General features: G+C 64.9%; 8 protein-coding genes and 2 rRNA genes. 3 read left to right on the forward strand and 7 right to left on the reverse strand.

All coding sequences use genetic code 11. The features are described 5' to 3' along the window. Window positions 1-17: 17 nt before the first annotated feature. The 7 genes from QCD66_RS01015 to QCD66_RS01045 are packed head-to-tail and all read right to left on the reverse strand — an operon-like array spanning window position 18 to window position 6,262. Window positions 18-887 carry a type II secretion system F family protein gene (locus QCD66_RS01015; RefSeq protein WP_357544429.1) on the reverse strand — a complete coding sequence of 290 codons (870 nt, stop codon included), beginning with the start codon at window positions 885-887 and terminating at the stop codon, window positions 18-20. Beyond that, complete coding sequence (locus QCD66_RS01020; protein WP_375732710.1) at window positions 887-1,831, reverse strand: type II secretion system F family protein; 945 nt, start codon at window positions 1,829-1,831, stop codon at window positions 887-889. Before QCD66_RS01020 ends, QCD66_RS01015 begins: the two co-directional genes overlap by 1 nt. Then, window positions 1,789-3,327: an ATPase, T2SS/T4P/T4SS family gene (locus QCD66_RS01025; protein WP_364220952.1), complete on the reverse strand. Its 1,539-nt coding sequence runs from the start codon at window positions 3,325-3,327 to the stop codon at window positions 1,789-1,791. The genes QCD66_RS01020 and QCD66_RS01025 overlap by 43 nt, the downstream gene beginning before the upstream one ends. Next, on the reverse strand, window positions 3,317-4,120 hold the full coding sequence (locus tag QCD66_RS01030) for a ParA family protein (protein ID WP_357544425.1): 804 nt from the start codon (window positions 4,118-4,120) through the stop codon (window positions 3,317-3,319). The genes QCD66_RS01025 and QCD66_RS01030 overlap by 11 nt, the downstream gene beginning before the upstream one ends. A 2-nt stretch (window positions 4,121-4,122) precedes the next feature. Beyond that, window positions 4,123-4,770 carry an SAF domain-containing protein gene (locus QCD66_RS01035; RefSeq protein WP_357544426.1) on the reverse strand — a complete coding sequence of 216 codons (648 nt, stop codon included), beginning with the start codon at window positions 4,768-4,770 and terminating at the stop codon, window positions 4,123-4,125. Further along, a complete protein-coding gene (locus QCD66_RS01040) occupies window positions 4,767-5,678 on the reverse strand; it encodes a hypothetical protein (protein WP_407566968.1) in 912 nt (303 codons plus the stop codon). Before QCD66_RS01040 ends, QCD66_RS01035 begins: the two co-directional genes overlap by 4 nt. Further along, window positions 5,672-6,262, reverse strand: coding sequence for a hypothetical protein (locus tag QCD66_RS01045; RefSeq protein ID WP_375732704.1), 591 nt, complete (start codon window positions 6,260-6,262; stop codon window positions 5,672-5,674). Before QCD66_RS01045 ends, QCD66_RS01040 begins: the two co-directional genes overlap by 7 nt. A gap of 466 nt (window positions 6,263-6,728) precedes the next feature. Here QCD66_RS01045 and QCD66_RS01050 point away from each other — a divergent pair, with 466 nt between their 5' ends. From QCD66_RS01050 to QCD66_RS01060, 3 genes are all read left to right on the forward strand, one after another. After that, entirely contained in the window at window positions 6,729-7,643 is a 915-nt protein-coding gene (locus QCD66_RS01050) for a prepilin peptidase (RefSeq protein ID WP_375732711.1), read from the forward strand. 676 nt (window positions 7,644-8,319) lie between these two features. Continuing rightward, window positions 8,320-9,836 (forward strand): 16S ribosomal RNA (locus QCD66_RS01055). A 367-nt stretch (window positions 9,837-10,203) separates the two neighbouring features. Further along, window positions 10,204-13,310 (forward strand): 23S ribosomal RNA (locus tag QCD66_RS01060). Together the 16S and 23S rRNA genes form the textbook arrangement of a ribosomal RNA operon. Window positions 13,311-13,403: the final 93 nt, after the last annotated feature.

A 13,403-nucleotide genomic window follows, 5' to 3' on the forward strand; every position in this document is an offset into this window, starting at 1 on the left:
GGGTTTCGGGGCAGTGGTCAGATCCGGGTGATGAACGGGTAGAGGACGAATCCGATGAGGACGAAGACCAGCAGCGCGCCAGGGATGTCGAGCTGGCTGGTGACCGCCTCGGCCCGGGCGAGGTTGTCGGTGCGGATCTGGTCACGCAGCGAGTCGGCCCGCTGCCGGAGAGTCTCGTGCACCTGGGCGCCCTCGGCGCCGGACATCTGCATGATCGAGCCGACGTCGCCGAGTTCCGGTACGCCGATCTCGTCGGCGAGGTCGCGCAACTCCTCCCACGGCGAGTGCATCTGGAGCTGGGCCATCCGCAGTGCTTCGCGGATCCGTTCGAAGACCCAGCCGTCACAGACCGCCGCCGCCTGTTCCAGGGCCTGCACCGGCCCGTGGGCGGCGGACAGTTGCAACGCGACCAGGTCGAGATAGGTGCAGACCGCCCGGCTGAATTCCCGCCGCGCCCGTTCCGCCTTGGCGAGCACGTCCCGGTGGGCGATCAGCGCCATCGCACCGGCGACGCCGAGGCTAGCCAGGACCGGGACGGTGACCGGCAGTTCGACCCCGCCGGCGGTCAGCAGCACCGCGCCGAGCGCCGGGGTGGCCAGCCCGATGAGGGCGGAGAGCAGCAGCGACAGGGTGTACTGCTCGGGCGTACGGCCGAGCAGGGCCAGATCCCGGACCGGCGGTCGGACCCAACGGGTCAGCCCGCCGAGCCATTCCAGGTCACGGCCGCCCTTCACCGACTGCCGGCCGCCGGTCGCCGGCTGATGCAGCCGGCGCAGAGCCGGGGCGAGCGCGGGAGTGGCCGGCAGCGCTTCGCGGATCACCAGGAAGATGCCGAGACCGACGAGGGCGCCCCCGACGACCGCGATCGTGAGGTGCAGGTTGAGGATCATCGCAACACCTCGTCGACGCTCGGGGCGGCGAGGAACCGGGCCGGCTTCGGCGGCAGGCTCATCGACCGCACCCAGGCGAGCAGCGCGACGAACAGCCCGCCCAGGACGACCATGACGAGCTGTCCACCCGCCGTGCCGTACGGCTGCATGTATTCGGGGTTGAGCAGGCCGTAGCCGAGCACCAGCAGCGTCATCCCGGTCAGGAAGCGCACCGCGAACCGCGGCTGGGTACGTTTGGCCTCCACCTCGCGGCGCGTCGCCACCTCGGCGGCCGCCGCCGAGGCGATCGAGCCGAGTACGTCGCCGAGCCGCTCGCCCCGGTCGGTCAGGTGCAGGATCAGCGCCGCGACCACCTGGTCACCGACCGGGTCGCCGATGTCGTCGGCGAAGGCCAGCAACGCGGTACGCCCCAACCAGCCGGCCTGGAGGCGGGCGGCGAGCAGCCGCACCTCCTCCTCGATCTCCTCCGGCGCACTGGTGACCGTGCCGACGATCGCCTGCTGGAGGCCTTGGCCGGTGCTGGAGACGTCCTTGAGCCGGCGGGTCCATTCGCCGACGGCCTCGATCCGGGCGATGGTTCGCTGTTCCGCCTTCCCCACGGTGAACAGCCACGGGGCACCCGGCACCGCGATCGCGACCAGCACACCGACGATCGGCAGGCCGGTCAGCAGGAACGCGACCGCGCCGGCGACCAGCGCGCCGGCCAGCAATGCCTGGTGACGGCGCTGGTCACGGCGGTTGCTGCTCGAACCGAGCCAGAGCCGGTGCAGCCACTCGTTGCCGGTCCGGGGAGCGGCCGGCCGGCTGGTGCCGACCAGCGCGACCACGGCCAGCACCAGACCACCGGCGCAGGCCGCACCGGAGATCACCGCGATCAGTTCGATGTTGGCGGGCAGCGTCACGACGACCGCCTCACCCTGGTGTGCCGGGGCCGCCGCCAGGCCCCCGTGCCGGCCTCGATGTAACGGCTCAGCATCCGTGCGTCGTAGCCGATCCGCAGCAACTGCTCGCGGATCCGTTCCGGCAGGTGCTGCGGCACGGCACGCCCGTCCGGGCCGGGACCGAAGACTCTGGTCGTGCTGATCCGGCTCCCCTCGGCAGCGCCGATGACCTCTTCGACGTGCGAGACGAAGCGGTGCTTGCGTCCACCGATCGCGGTCTCGTCCTCGACGGTGACGTAGACGATCAGGTCGAGGGCGTTGCCCGCCATCCGCCGGGCCTGGTCGACCGTCATCTCCCGGCCGTGCGCGAGCGCCAGCTCGACGATCCGCTCGCTCACCCCGGCCGGCGTACGGGCGTGGATGGTGCACATCGACCCCCGGCTGGTGGTCATCGCCTGGAGCATCGGCACGATCTCCCGCGACCGGACCTCGCCGACGACGATCCGCAGCACACCCATCCGCAACGCCACCGGGATCAGGTCGGCGATCGTGACCTCGCCGGCCGGCCGCCCGTCCAGTCCGCGTTCGCCGTGCCCCTCCCGGGACTCGAAGCTCATCACCGCCCGGTGCTTGGCCAGCCGCCGGGCCGGCAGCAACTCCCGGCTCTCCTCCAGCAGCACGTACGGCTCGTCCGGCGGGATCTCGTTCATCAGAGCCCGGACCACCGTCGTCTTCCCCGCCCCGGCCAACCCGGCGACCATGATGTTCAGCCCGGCCCGCATCGACGCCCGCAGGAAGTCGCGGACCAGTACGTCGACCATCTCGTCCAGGTCGGACCGGCCGCCGGCGAGGTCGTCGAGGGACACGTCCAGGGTGTTGTGCTTCCGGATCACCGCGTAGGGGCGGTGGCTGACCAGGTAGACCGCGGCCAGCCGGCTGCCGTCCGGGAGTTGCAGGTCGAGGGTCGGCTTCGACGTCGACAGCGACCGCTCGGTGGCTCCCGCCCGCCGCGCCGCGGCCTGCAGGATCTCCACCATCTCGTCGTCGCTGTCGGCGATCGGGTCACCCCAGTCGACGCCACCGCCCCGCCGGGTGATCCGCACCTGGTCGCAGCCGAGGATGTGCACCTCCTCGATGGAGTCGTCGACGAGCAACGTCTGCAACCGGCCCAGCCCGACGAGTTCCGCGGTGACCTGGTCGAGCAGCACCCGCTCCTCGGCGGCCGGCATCGGGGTGCCGGCCCGCCGGACGGCGTCGGCGTACTCGGCGACGACCGCCACCGCCAACCGGGCCCGCTCGACGTCCTCCTCGTCGACGGTGAACTCGCGTCCGCGCTGCCACAGGGTGAGCCGTTCGCTCAGCTCGCGACGCAGCTCACGCACCACGGCGAAGTCCAGTCGCGGCCGGGGCGGCGGCGCCGCGACGGGCGGTGGCGAGGGCAGGACGGGCGCTATCGGTGACGGCGGGTGGTGCCGTCCGTTCGCGACCGGCGGCACCGTCGAGGTCGCACCGTGCGAGCCGTTGCGTGGATCATGTGAAACCGGCTCAAACCGCATGCGGTGCCTCCCCGATGGCCGCCGGCCAGGACAGCCGGGCCCGCCGCCGGTCCAGCAACGCCCGTACCGGGACCTCCAGCGCCCCGGCCGCGCGCATCAGCGGTCGTCCGGCCCGCACCGTGCCGCCGTGGCTGAGCACCTCCGCGGTACGCGGATCACGCGGCAGCTCCCCGATGACCGGCAACTGCAACGCCTTGCTGATCTCGCCCCGGCTGTGCCCGGCGCCGACCAGCAGCAGCCGCAGTGAACCGGGCGGCACCCGATGCTCGGCGAAGTCACGCTGGATCGCCTTCACCGTGGCGCGGGCGCTGGACAGCTCAGGCAGGTGTGCCCCGGTGACGACCATGACCACCGTGGCGGCCCGCAACACCGGCCACGGCGGCCCGACGACCTGCAACCGCCCACAGTCCACGATCACGTCGTACGCCGGATCGCCCTTCTCCAGATCCGTGAAGAAGTCGGCGAACCGCTGCCACAGCGGGATGACACTGCCCGCCTGGGCCGGATCGACGACCCCGGGCAGCAGCAGCCGCTCCCGGCGGGGCGCGTCCAGGTCGATGAGCTGCGACCAGAAGTCGGTCTCCAGGTTGCCGTCACGAAGCTCGGCGACGGCGAGTTCGCCGATACCCCGGGGGCCCTCGACGGCGCCGGCAAGGTAACCCGCCATGATCGAGCCGCCGGCCGGGTCACATTCGGCGAGGACCATCCGGCGATGCCACGACAGCGCGCAGGCGAGCGCGGCCGTCGTCACGCCGGGCGACCCCTTGGCCGAGACGAGGGCGATGACAGCCATGCTCAGGCTGCCCCGGTCAGTACGACCGCGATTCGGTCGCTGGCGTCGAGCGCCACCACGGCGGCCACGTCACGGTTCGCCAGCGCGATGTAGAGCACCACGTTGTTCCGGTCGGCGGCCATGTCGATCACAGTCGCCTCGAAGCGGGTGCTCGGGGCGTTTCCCTCGCTGTTCTTCGCCGGCGTGCTCACCAGCAGCAGCCGGTCGCCGGGGTTCAGCTTCCGGGCCGGCACCTCACTCGCGGCGAGGCCCAGCGCGATCTGCTGCTGGTCGGGACCGAGCATCGGCTGATCCGTGAGCTGCGACATGGTGAGCAGCGTGCCGGCGGCCAGACCCACGACAGCCCGCTTGCCGATCACGTCGTCGATCCGGCCGGCCGGCACCGGAACGAGGCCCTGGCCGCCCGCCACCTGCACGGTGACCAGATCGTCGGCACTGAGCGCCGATCCGACCGTGACCGGCCGCGCGATGGCGAGGTAGGAGCCGGTCGCGCGTACCGACGTCACGGCGAAGGCCGAGCCGAGGCCGCCGAGCGCGACCAGGAGCACCGCCAGGCCGAGCAGGCCGGGCCGCATCCGGCGCTGGCGAACCACCCGGGGTGGCGCGATCGGGGCGTCGAGCGGTTCGTTGCGCGTCGTCGTGAGCGTCATCCGGTGACCACCTGCAACTCGTCGATCTGGACGCTGACCGAGTTCGTACGTTCCTGGTCCTCGAAGGTGTCCGTCATGGTGCCGCTCCACCACTGCACGTCCCAGTACGTCGTCGCGGTTACTGTGAACCGGCCGCCAGGCTGGTTGCGACTCGACTTCTGGTAACCGGACGAGCGGCCACAGGGAGGCCGTTGCGATGCCTTGGCCGGGGTGTAGCGCTCACCGGGGTTCGTGCAGACGACCGGATCGCTGCCGTCACCAAGGTCCCAAACGATTTTGTGCGCCTTTGTTTCGAGCCTGACGTATACGCCCTGTTCTTCAGCTTCTGCGACGATCGGTCCCCAGTAGGCCTGCCCAGGATCAATCCAGAGCCAGACCGGCAGACCGACCAAGCCCGCGCCGGTGGCGCTGGGGGCGGTGGAAATGACCGGACGCTTCATCTCAATGGTCGTGAGCAGTCGTCGGGCGACGTCGCCCGGCGACGGCGGAGCCTCGAAGCCGGCTGGCGGCGAGTCGCGTAGCACCGGCTCGAAGCTGCCCATGCCACCGCCGGCACAACTGCGCCAGTAGCGAGTCTTGCCTGCCGGCACATCCGACCCCTGCGGCTCGGCAAGCTTGTAGCGGCAGCCGTCCGACGGGTTCCACCAGCCGAGGACGTCGTCGTAGCAGGGAATCTCCTGCCCCTGGTCGTAACACTTCCGGTTGCCACCGCCACCGCTGTTGCCGCCGCCGGTGTTCCCGCCGCCACCCGGATTTCCCGGGGTGCCCGGACCTCCGCCCCACGCGTGGCAGGTGGTCTGGCCGGGTGGGCATTCCGCACCACCGTTCGGGTTCGCCGCGAGCACCGGCGTGCCGACCAGTAGCAGGGCGAGGCCCGCCCCGATCGCGAGCAACCGCCGGGTCAGCACGGCTGGTCCGGGTGTGCGGCACCGGTGCTGATCAGCCAGCGTCCGTCGGGGTAGAGGTTGGCGGTCGCGGTGGCGACGTATCGCGCGCTCGCGGTGCCCGGAACCTCCTTGCGGTTCTTGGCGTACACCAGCTTGTAGCCGGTGCCGTCCAGACAGTCCTGGATGGACACGGTCGGGGGTACCGCGTCCAGGTCGACGAAGGTCACCGTGGGATCGGAGACAAGAGAGCCGGTTCGCATGGCACCGTTGTCCTTCACGTCGCGAATGGCAAGCCGTACCCGGGTCAGCAACGGATCGGCCAGATACTTCCTCAGGTCGGGGTGTTGGTAATCGGGCACCGACTCGGCCGCCTTCGAGGCGGCGAGATAACCGGCGTACGCGGTCAGGGCGGATTCAGCGGCCTGCTCTTTACGTGGGTCCGTAGTAGGCGCGGCGCCGGTGTCACCACGGGTTTCCGGAGTATCGGCAGATTCGCCGGCCGACCCGCAAGAGGCAAGCGTGAAGACGGCGACGACAGCGGTGAGACCGACTCGAAGCCGACCCGCATGCGGTCTACGCAAAGGCCTTTCCCTCCTCTGAACCATCGCCGGTCGGACAGCTCGGATGAGCCGTCCGGCCCGGATAAGGGCTGGTCAGAGACGTATCGTCGACTCAGTGGGTACGGCGGAAGTCGCCTTCCGGCCAGCTCGGGGGCCAAGGCGTCTCCGCGTTGCACATTTGTCGTCTTGGATTACCTGTTACGCGTTACGGACGATAGCCCGAATCGCGTGCCGCCGCCCTCCACGCGGCGCACGTTCCCCCACCCTTTTCGCGCTAACGCCGGGTTCGGCAGATGTTTCCCGGCGGTAGCTCATCACCCAAGGGGGCAGCATAGGCTGGTCGACGCTTGTGCAGAAGAGGTCACAAACGAGGAATACGTACTGTGACGATCATGAAAAGTTGTGCTGAATCCGCCGGGTATTACCCACGGTCACTTTTTCATGATCTTCGAGATTCGCAAAGCGGCCACTCTGCCGGTGGTGACGGTGGGATATGCAAGGGAGAGTCATGATGTGGCCGTTTTCCGAAGATGAGCCGGGGGTTGCGGGCGGCGGTCCCGTGGTGCCGCAGGAGCGCAATGGGCCAACTACTGATGGTGATCGTTCCGTACGTCGATCGAGGACTGTTCCGCAGGTGGGGCCACCTCCGGAACGCACCGAGGTGTCCGAGGCCGGCCCCCTCGACGCGCCCCGCTGGTCCGTACGTCTGCTCCGGATCCTCACCCTGACACCGCTGCTCCGGGCCGTGGTGGCCACCGAATCCGTACCGCCAGGTCAGCCACGACGCCAGGACTGCCCGAGCTGCGCCGCGCCGGTCGGCCTGGACGGCGGGACCGGTGTACTCCTGCCGAGAGGTCGATGCGACCGCTGCGGAACGAGGGTGGGCGCACCTGCCCTGCTGGTCGAGCTGGCTGTCGTCGTCGCGGGGGTGGGCCTCGTCCTCGCCGGGCAACCGATCCTGACCACGCTCGCCTTCGCCTGGTGGGCGGGCTGCGCCGTAGCACTCACCTTCGTCGATGTCGCCGTGCACCGGCTGCCGGACCGGCTCACCTGGACCGCCACCGCGGGAACCTGGGCCCTGCTGGCCCTTGCCGCGCTCCTGGGGGAGGAGCCGACCCGATGGGTGCGAGCACTGATAGCGGGTACGGCCCTAGCGGCGCTGTTCGCCGCGTCCACTCTCCTTCTCGGCCGACGCGGATTCGGACTTGGGGACGCGAAGCTCGTCCTGAGCAGCGGGGCGGTGCTCGGCTGGCTCGGCTGGGGTGTTCTCGTCGGTGGTCTTCTGCTCACGTTCATGGCGTCGGCCGTATGCGCGCTGGCCATGATGGCGGCCGGCAGGGTGCGTTGGTCGGGACACCTGCCCTTCGGACCGTTCATCGTGCTCGGGACCTTCGCGGCGATCGTCGTGCACGGCGGGGTCGGATGAGCCTTCTGGGCAAGGTCGCGGCCTCCAGCCGGACCTATGTGGACTGTTGGCCCGCCGACGGTCACCCCCCGATTTTGTGATCACGTGGGCCTTCGGTAATGTTCTGCGGGCCGGCAGGGAGCCGGGCGGGAACACCGCGAAAGTGGTGGTCCGGCCGGTTCTGCAGGTTCCCCGTAGTGAGGAGCACCGGAATTACCGGTGGGAGCCACTGTGGGGAGGGTCAGATGGAGTCGAAGAAGGCCAGAAAGTCAGGGCTTGACGCGGCAACAGAGGCCAGGTAGCGTGGCGGGGCCGGCAGCGAGCCGGACGGAGAAAACGCGAAGGCGATCTTCGGCCGGGCTGCAGGATCTTCCTTCGACTCGAAACGAGCGCCAGGTCATGGTGAGCGTGAGCGTGGGGTCCGTCAAGCAAACCTTGACCAACTTGAAACACTGAGTTGACGCGGGCAAGTGAGACGGGTAGCGTAGAGGAGTTGCCCCGGGTTCGGGTCCTGCTTGTTGGTGGGGTTCGGGTTTGGTGTGTGTTTGTTCTTTGAGAACTCAACAGGGTGCTTGTAAGCCAGTGCCAAGAATGATTATTTCCCGGGCTTGGTCTGCTTCAACGGTTTGTTGGGGTGGGTTGGGTTTGGATTCCTTTGGCAATCTTTGATTGCCGGGATGGATTTTTCGACAGGTTTTTGTTGGAGAGTTTGATCCTGGCTCAGGACGAACGCTGGCGGCGTGCTTAACACATGCAAGTCGAGCGGAAAGGCCCTTCGGGGTACTCGAGCGGCGAACGGGTGAGTAACACGTGAGTAACCTGCCCCAGGCTTTGGGATAACCCTCGGAAACGGGGGCTAATACCGGATATGACTTCTGACCGCATGGTTGGGGGTGGAAAGTTTTTCGGCTTGGGATGGGCTCGCGGCCTATCAGCTTGTTGGTGGGGTGATGGCCTACCAAGGCGACGACGGGTAGCCGGCCTGAGAGGGCGACCGGCCACACTGGGACTGAGACACGGCCCAGACTCCTACGGGAGGCAGCAGTGGGGAATATTGCACAATGGGCGGAAGCCTGATGCAGCGACGCCGCGTGAGGGATGACGGCCTTCGGGTTGTAAACCTCTTTCAGCAGGGACGAAGCGCAAGTGACGGTACCTGCAGAAGAAGCGCCGGCCAACTACGTGCCAGCAGCCGCGGTAAGACGTAGGGCGCGAGCGTTGTCCGGATTTATTGGGCGTAAAGAGCTCGTAGGCGGCTTGTCGCGTCGACTGTGAAAACCCGCAGCTCAACTGCGGGCTTGCAGCCGATACGGGCAGGCTAGAGTTCGGTAGGGGAGACTGGAATTCCTGGTGTAGCGGTGAAATGCGCAGATATCAGGAGGAACACCGGTGGCGAAGGCGGGTCTCTGGGCCGATACTGACGCTGAGGAGCGAAAGCGTGGGGAGCGAACAGGATTAGATACCCTGGTAGTCCACGCTGTAAACGTTGGGCGCTAGGTGTGGGGGGCCTCTCCGGTTCTCTGTGCCGCAGCTAACGCATTAAGCGCCCCGCCTGGGGAGTACGGCCGCAAGGCTAAAACTCAAAGGAATTGACGGGGGCCCGCACAAGCGGCGGAGCATGCGGATTAATTCGATGCAACGCGAAGAACCTTACCTGGGTTTGACATGGGCGGAAATCCGGCAGAGATGTCGGGTCCTTCGGGGCCGTTCACAGGTGGTGCATGGCTGTCGTCAGCTCGTGTCGTGAGATGTTGGGTTAAGTCCCGCAACGAGCGCAACCCTCGTTCGATGTTGCCAGCGGGTTATGCCGGGGACTCATCGAAGACTGCCGGGGTCAACTCGGAGGAAGGTGGGGATGACGTCAAGTCATCATGCCCCTTATGTCCAGGGCTTCACGCATGCTACAATGGCTGGTACAATGGGCTGCGATACCGTGAGGTGGAGCGAATCCCAAAAAGCCGGTCTCAGTTCGGATCGGGGTCTGCAACTCGACCCCGTGAAGTCGGAGTCGCTAGTAATCGCAGATCAGCAACGCTGCGGTGAATACGTTCCCGGGCCTTGTACACACCGCCCGTCACGTCACGAAAGTCGGCAACACCCGAAGCCGGTGGCCTAACCCCTTGTGGGAGGGAGCCGTCGAAGGTGGGGCTGGCGATTGGGACGAAGTCGTAACAAGGTAGCCGTACCGGAAGGTGCGGCTGGATCACCTCCTTTCTAAGGAGCACCTGCCGGCGAAGGTCGGCTAGGAGCCCGCGGCCCGCGGATGTTGGGTCGGGGTTGCTCGATTGGCGGAGACACTGGTGAGTTTTCTGCCGGCAACGGCTGGCTGTCTTAGTACATCCCTGTGGGGACAGGAACGGATGGTTGGTGCGGCTGGTGGTGAATGTGAGCATCCTGTTGGGTCCTGAAAGAACAAGCCGCATGTTGTGGGTTGTTGTTTCGGGTTGTCCAGGCATGGCCTGGTGCCGCATACCGGTCGGAGTCTTGCCCTGTTGGGTGGGGGTTCGGGGTTTGGTGTGGTGCTGTGGGTTGTGGGTTGGTCGTTTGTTGAGAATTACACAGTGGACGCGAGCATCTTTGTGGTCAAGTTGTCAAGGGCGGACGGTGGATGCCTTGGCACCAGGAGCCGATGAAGGACGTGGGAGGCCGCGATAGGCCTGGGGGAGCTGTCAACCAAGCTGTGATCCCAGGGTGTCCGAATGGGGAAACCTGGCATCAGTCATGTGATGTCACCCGCACCTGAATGCATAGGGTGTGTGGAGGGAACGCGGGGAAGTGAAACATCTCAGTACCCGTAGGAAGAGAAAACAATAGTGATTCCGTGAGTAGTGGCGAGCGAAAGCGGATTTAGGCTAAACCGGTTGCGTGTGATACCTGTCAGGGGTTGCGTGGTCGGGGTTGTGGGACTCTGCTGGACAAGCTGACACTTGTTCGAGAAGTTATAAAGCCAGTTGCTAGCCGAATGGTGTGGGAAAGCCAACCGTAGTCGGTGATAGTCCGGTAGGTGAAAGTGGCTGGTCTTCTGTGGATGTTCCCGAGTAGCGGCGGACCCCTGTAATCTGCCGTGAATCTGCCAGGACCACCTGGTAAGCCTGAATACTTCCTGGTGACCGATAGCGGACTAGTACCGTGAGGGAATGGTGAAAAGTACCCCGGGAGGGGAGTGAAATAGTACCTGAAACCGTTCGCCTACAATCCGTCGGAGCCTTTAGGGGTGACGGCGTGCCTTTTGAAGAATGAGCCTGCGAGTTAGTGGCATGTGGCGAGGTTAACCCGTGTGGGGTAGCCGTAGCGAAAGCGAGTCTTAATAGGGCGTTTAGTCGCATGTTCTAGACCCGAAGCGGAGTGATCTAGCCATGGGCAGGCTGAAGCGCGGGTAAGACCGTGTGGAGGGCCGAACCCACCAACGTTGAAAAGTTGGGGGATGACCTGTGGTTAGGGGTGAAAGGCCAATCAAACTCCGTGATAGCTGGTTCTCCCCGAAATGCATTTAGGTGCAGCGTTGCGTGTTTCTTGCCGGAGGTAGAGCACTGGATGGTCTAGGGGGCCTACAAGCTTACCGAAATCAGCTAAACTCCGAATGCCGGTAAGTGAGAGCGTGGCAGTGAGACTGCGGGGGATAAGCTTCGTAGTCGAGAGGGAAACAGCCCAGATCACCAGCTAAGGCCCCTAAGCGTGTGCTAAGTGGAAAAGGATGTGGGGTCGCATAGACAACCAGGAGGTTGGCTTAGAAGCAGCCATCCTTTAAAGAGTGCGTAATAGCTCACTGGTCAAGTGGTTCCGCGCCGACAATGTAGCGGGGCTCAAGTACACCGCCGAAGCTGTGGCATTCACATTTTTACTTCGCCTATGCCTTTGGGTGTGGGTGCAGGTGTGTGGATGGGTAGGGGAGCGTCGTGCCGGGGGTGAAGCAGCGGGGTGACCCAGCTGTGGACGCGGCACGAGTGAGAATGCAGGCATGAGTAGCGAATGAAGGGTGAGAAACCCTTCCGCCGGATGACCAAGGGTTCCAGGGCTAGGTTAATCCGCCCTGGGTGAGTCGGGACCTAAGGCGAGGCCGAGAGGCGTAGTCGATGGACAACGGGTTGATATTCCCGTACCCGCGAAAGAGCGCCCATGATGAACCTCGTTGTGCTAACCACGTGATCTGGTGGAGGTCTTCGGACTGATGCTGGTGAGCCTGGGAACCTGGTGGGTAGTAGTCAAGCGATGGGGTGACGCAGGAAGGTAGCTGATCCCGGCCGGTGGTTGTGCCGGGGTAAGCGTGTAGGCCGGTGTGTAGGCAAATCCGCACACCTTGTGGCTGAGACGTGATGCCGAGCCGATTCAGGTGAAGTCAGTGATCCTATGCTGCCGAGAAAAGCCTCTAGCGAGTTCTTAGCGGCCCGTACCCCAAACCGACACAGGTGGTCAGGTAGAGAATACCGAGGCGATCGGGCGAACTGTGGTTAAGGAACTCGGCAAATTGCCCCCGTAACTTAGGGAGAAGGGGGGCCGGACGCGTGAAGGGACTTGCTCCTGGAGCGTGGTATGGCCGCAGAGAGCAGGGGAAGCGACTGTTTACTAAAAACACAGGTCCATGCGAAGAAGTAATTCGATGTATATGGACTGACGCCTGCCCGGTGCTGGAACGTTAAGGGGACCGGTTAGCTCTTCGGGGCGAAGCTGAGAACTTAAGCGCCAGTAAACGGCGGTGGTAACTATAACCATCCTAAGGTAGCGAAATTCCTTGTCGGGTAAGTTCCGACCTGCACGAATGGCGTAACGACTTCCCCACTGTCTCAACCACAGGCCCGGCGAAATTGCATTACGAGTAAAGATGCTCGTTACGCGCGGCAGGACGGAAAGACCCCGGGACCTTTACTATAGCTTGACATTGGTATCTGAATTAGCTTGTGTAGGATAGGTGGGAGCCGGTGAAGCTTGTACGCCAGTACAGGTGGAGGCAATCTTGAAATACCACTCTGGTTGATTTGGGTATCTAACTTGGGGCCGTGATCCGGTTCAGGGACAGTGTCTGGTGGGTAGTTTAACTGGGGCGGTTGCCTCCTAAAGGGTAACGGAGGCGCCCAAAGGTTCCCTCATCCTGGTTGGCAATCAGGTGTTGAGTGTAAGTGCACAAGGGAGCTTGACTGTGAGACTGACGGGTCGAGCAGGGACGAAAGTCGGGACTAGTGATCCGGCACTTGCGTGTGGAAGCGGTGTCGCTCAACGGATAAAAGGTACCCCGGGGATAACAGGCTGATCTTCCCCAAGAGTCCATATCGACGGGATGGTTTGGCACCTCGATGTCGGCTCGTCGCATCCTGGGGCTGTAGCAGGTCCCAAGGGTTGGGCTGTTCGCCCATTAAAGCGGTACGCGAGCTGGGTTTAGAACGTCGTGAGACAGTTCGGTCCCTATCCGCCGTGCGCGTAGGATACTTGAGAAGGGCTGTCCCTAGTACGAGAGGACCGGGACGGACGAACCTCTGGTGTGCCAGTTGTTCCGCCAGGAGCATGGCTGGTTGGCTACGTTCGGAAGGGATAACCGCTGAAAGCATCTAAGCGGGAAGCTCGCTTCAAGATGAGGTATCCCACCCACCTTGGTGGGGTAAGGCTCCCAGTTAGACGACTGGGTTGATAGGCCGGAGATGTAAGCACGGTAACGTGTTGAGTTGACCGGTACTAATAGGCCGAGGACTTGACTACTAAGCTGCTACGCGTCCACTGTGTGATTCCCGACAAACGAACACCCGACCCCCCGCCCAAGGGAATGTGGGTGGTTGTGGGTGGTGTTTGATA

Source organism: Polymorphospora sp. A560 (assembly GCF_045781765.1).
Taxonomy (GTDB): Bacteria; Actinomycetota; Actinomycetes; order Mycobacteriales; family Micromonosporaceae; genus Polymorphospora; species Polymorphospora lycopeni.

Excerpts from the sequence above, each read along its gene's own strand:
- QCD66_RS01035 (WP_357544426.1), bottom strand. The coding sequence starts at position 4,770 with ATGACGCTCACGACGACGCGCAACGAACCGCTCGACGCCCCGATCGCG.
- QCD66_RS01045 (WP_375732704.1), bottom strand. The coding sequence starts at position 6,262 with ATGGTTCAGAGGAGGGAAAGGCCTTTGCGTAGACCGCATGCGGGTCGG.
- QCD66_RS01050 (WP_375732711.1), top strand. The coding sequence starts at position 6,729 with ATGTGGCCGTTTTCCGAAGATGAGCCGGGGGTTGCGGGCGGCGGTCCC.
- QCD66_RS01030 (WP_357544425.1), bottom strand. The coding sequence starts at position 4,120 with ATGGCTGTCATCGCCCTCGTCTCGGCCAAGGGGTCGCCCGGCGTGACG.
- QCD66_RS01025 (WP_364220952.1), bottom strand. The coding sequence starts at position 3,327 with ATGCGGTTTGAGCCGGTTTCACATGATCCACGCAACGGCTCGCACGGT.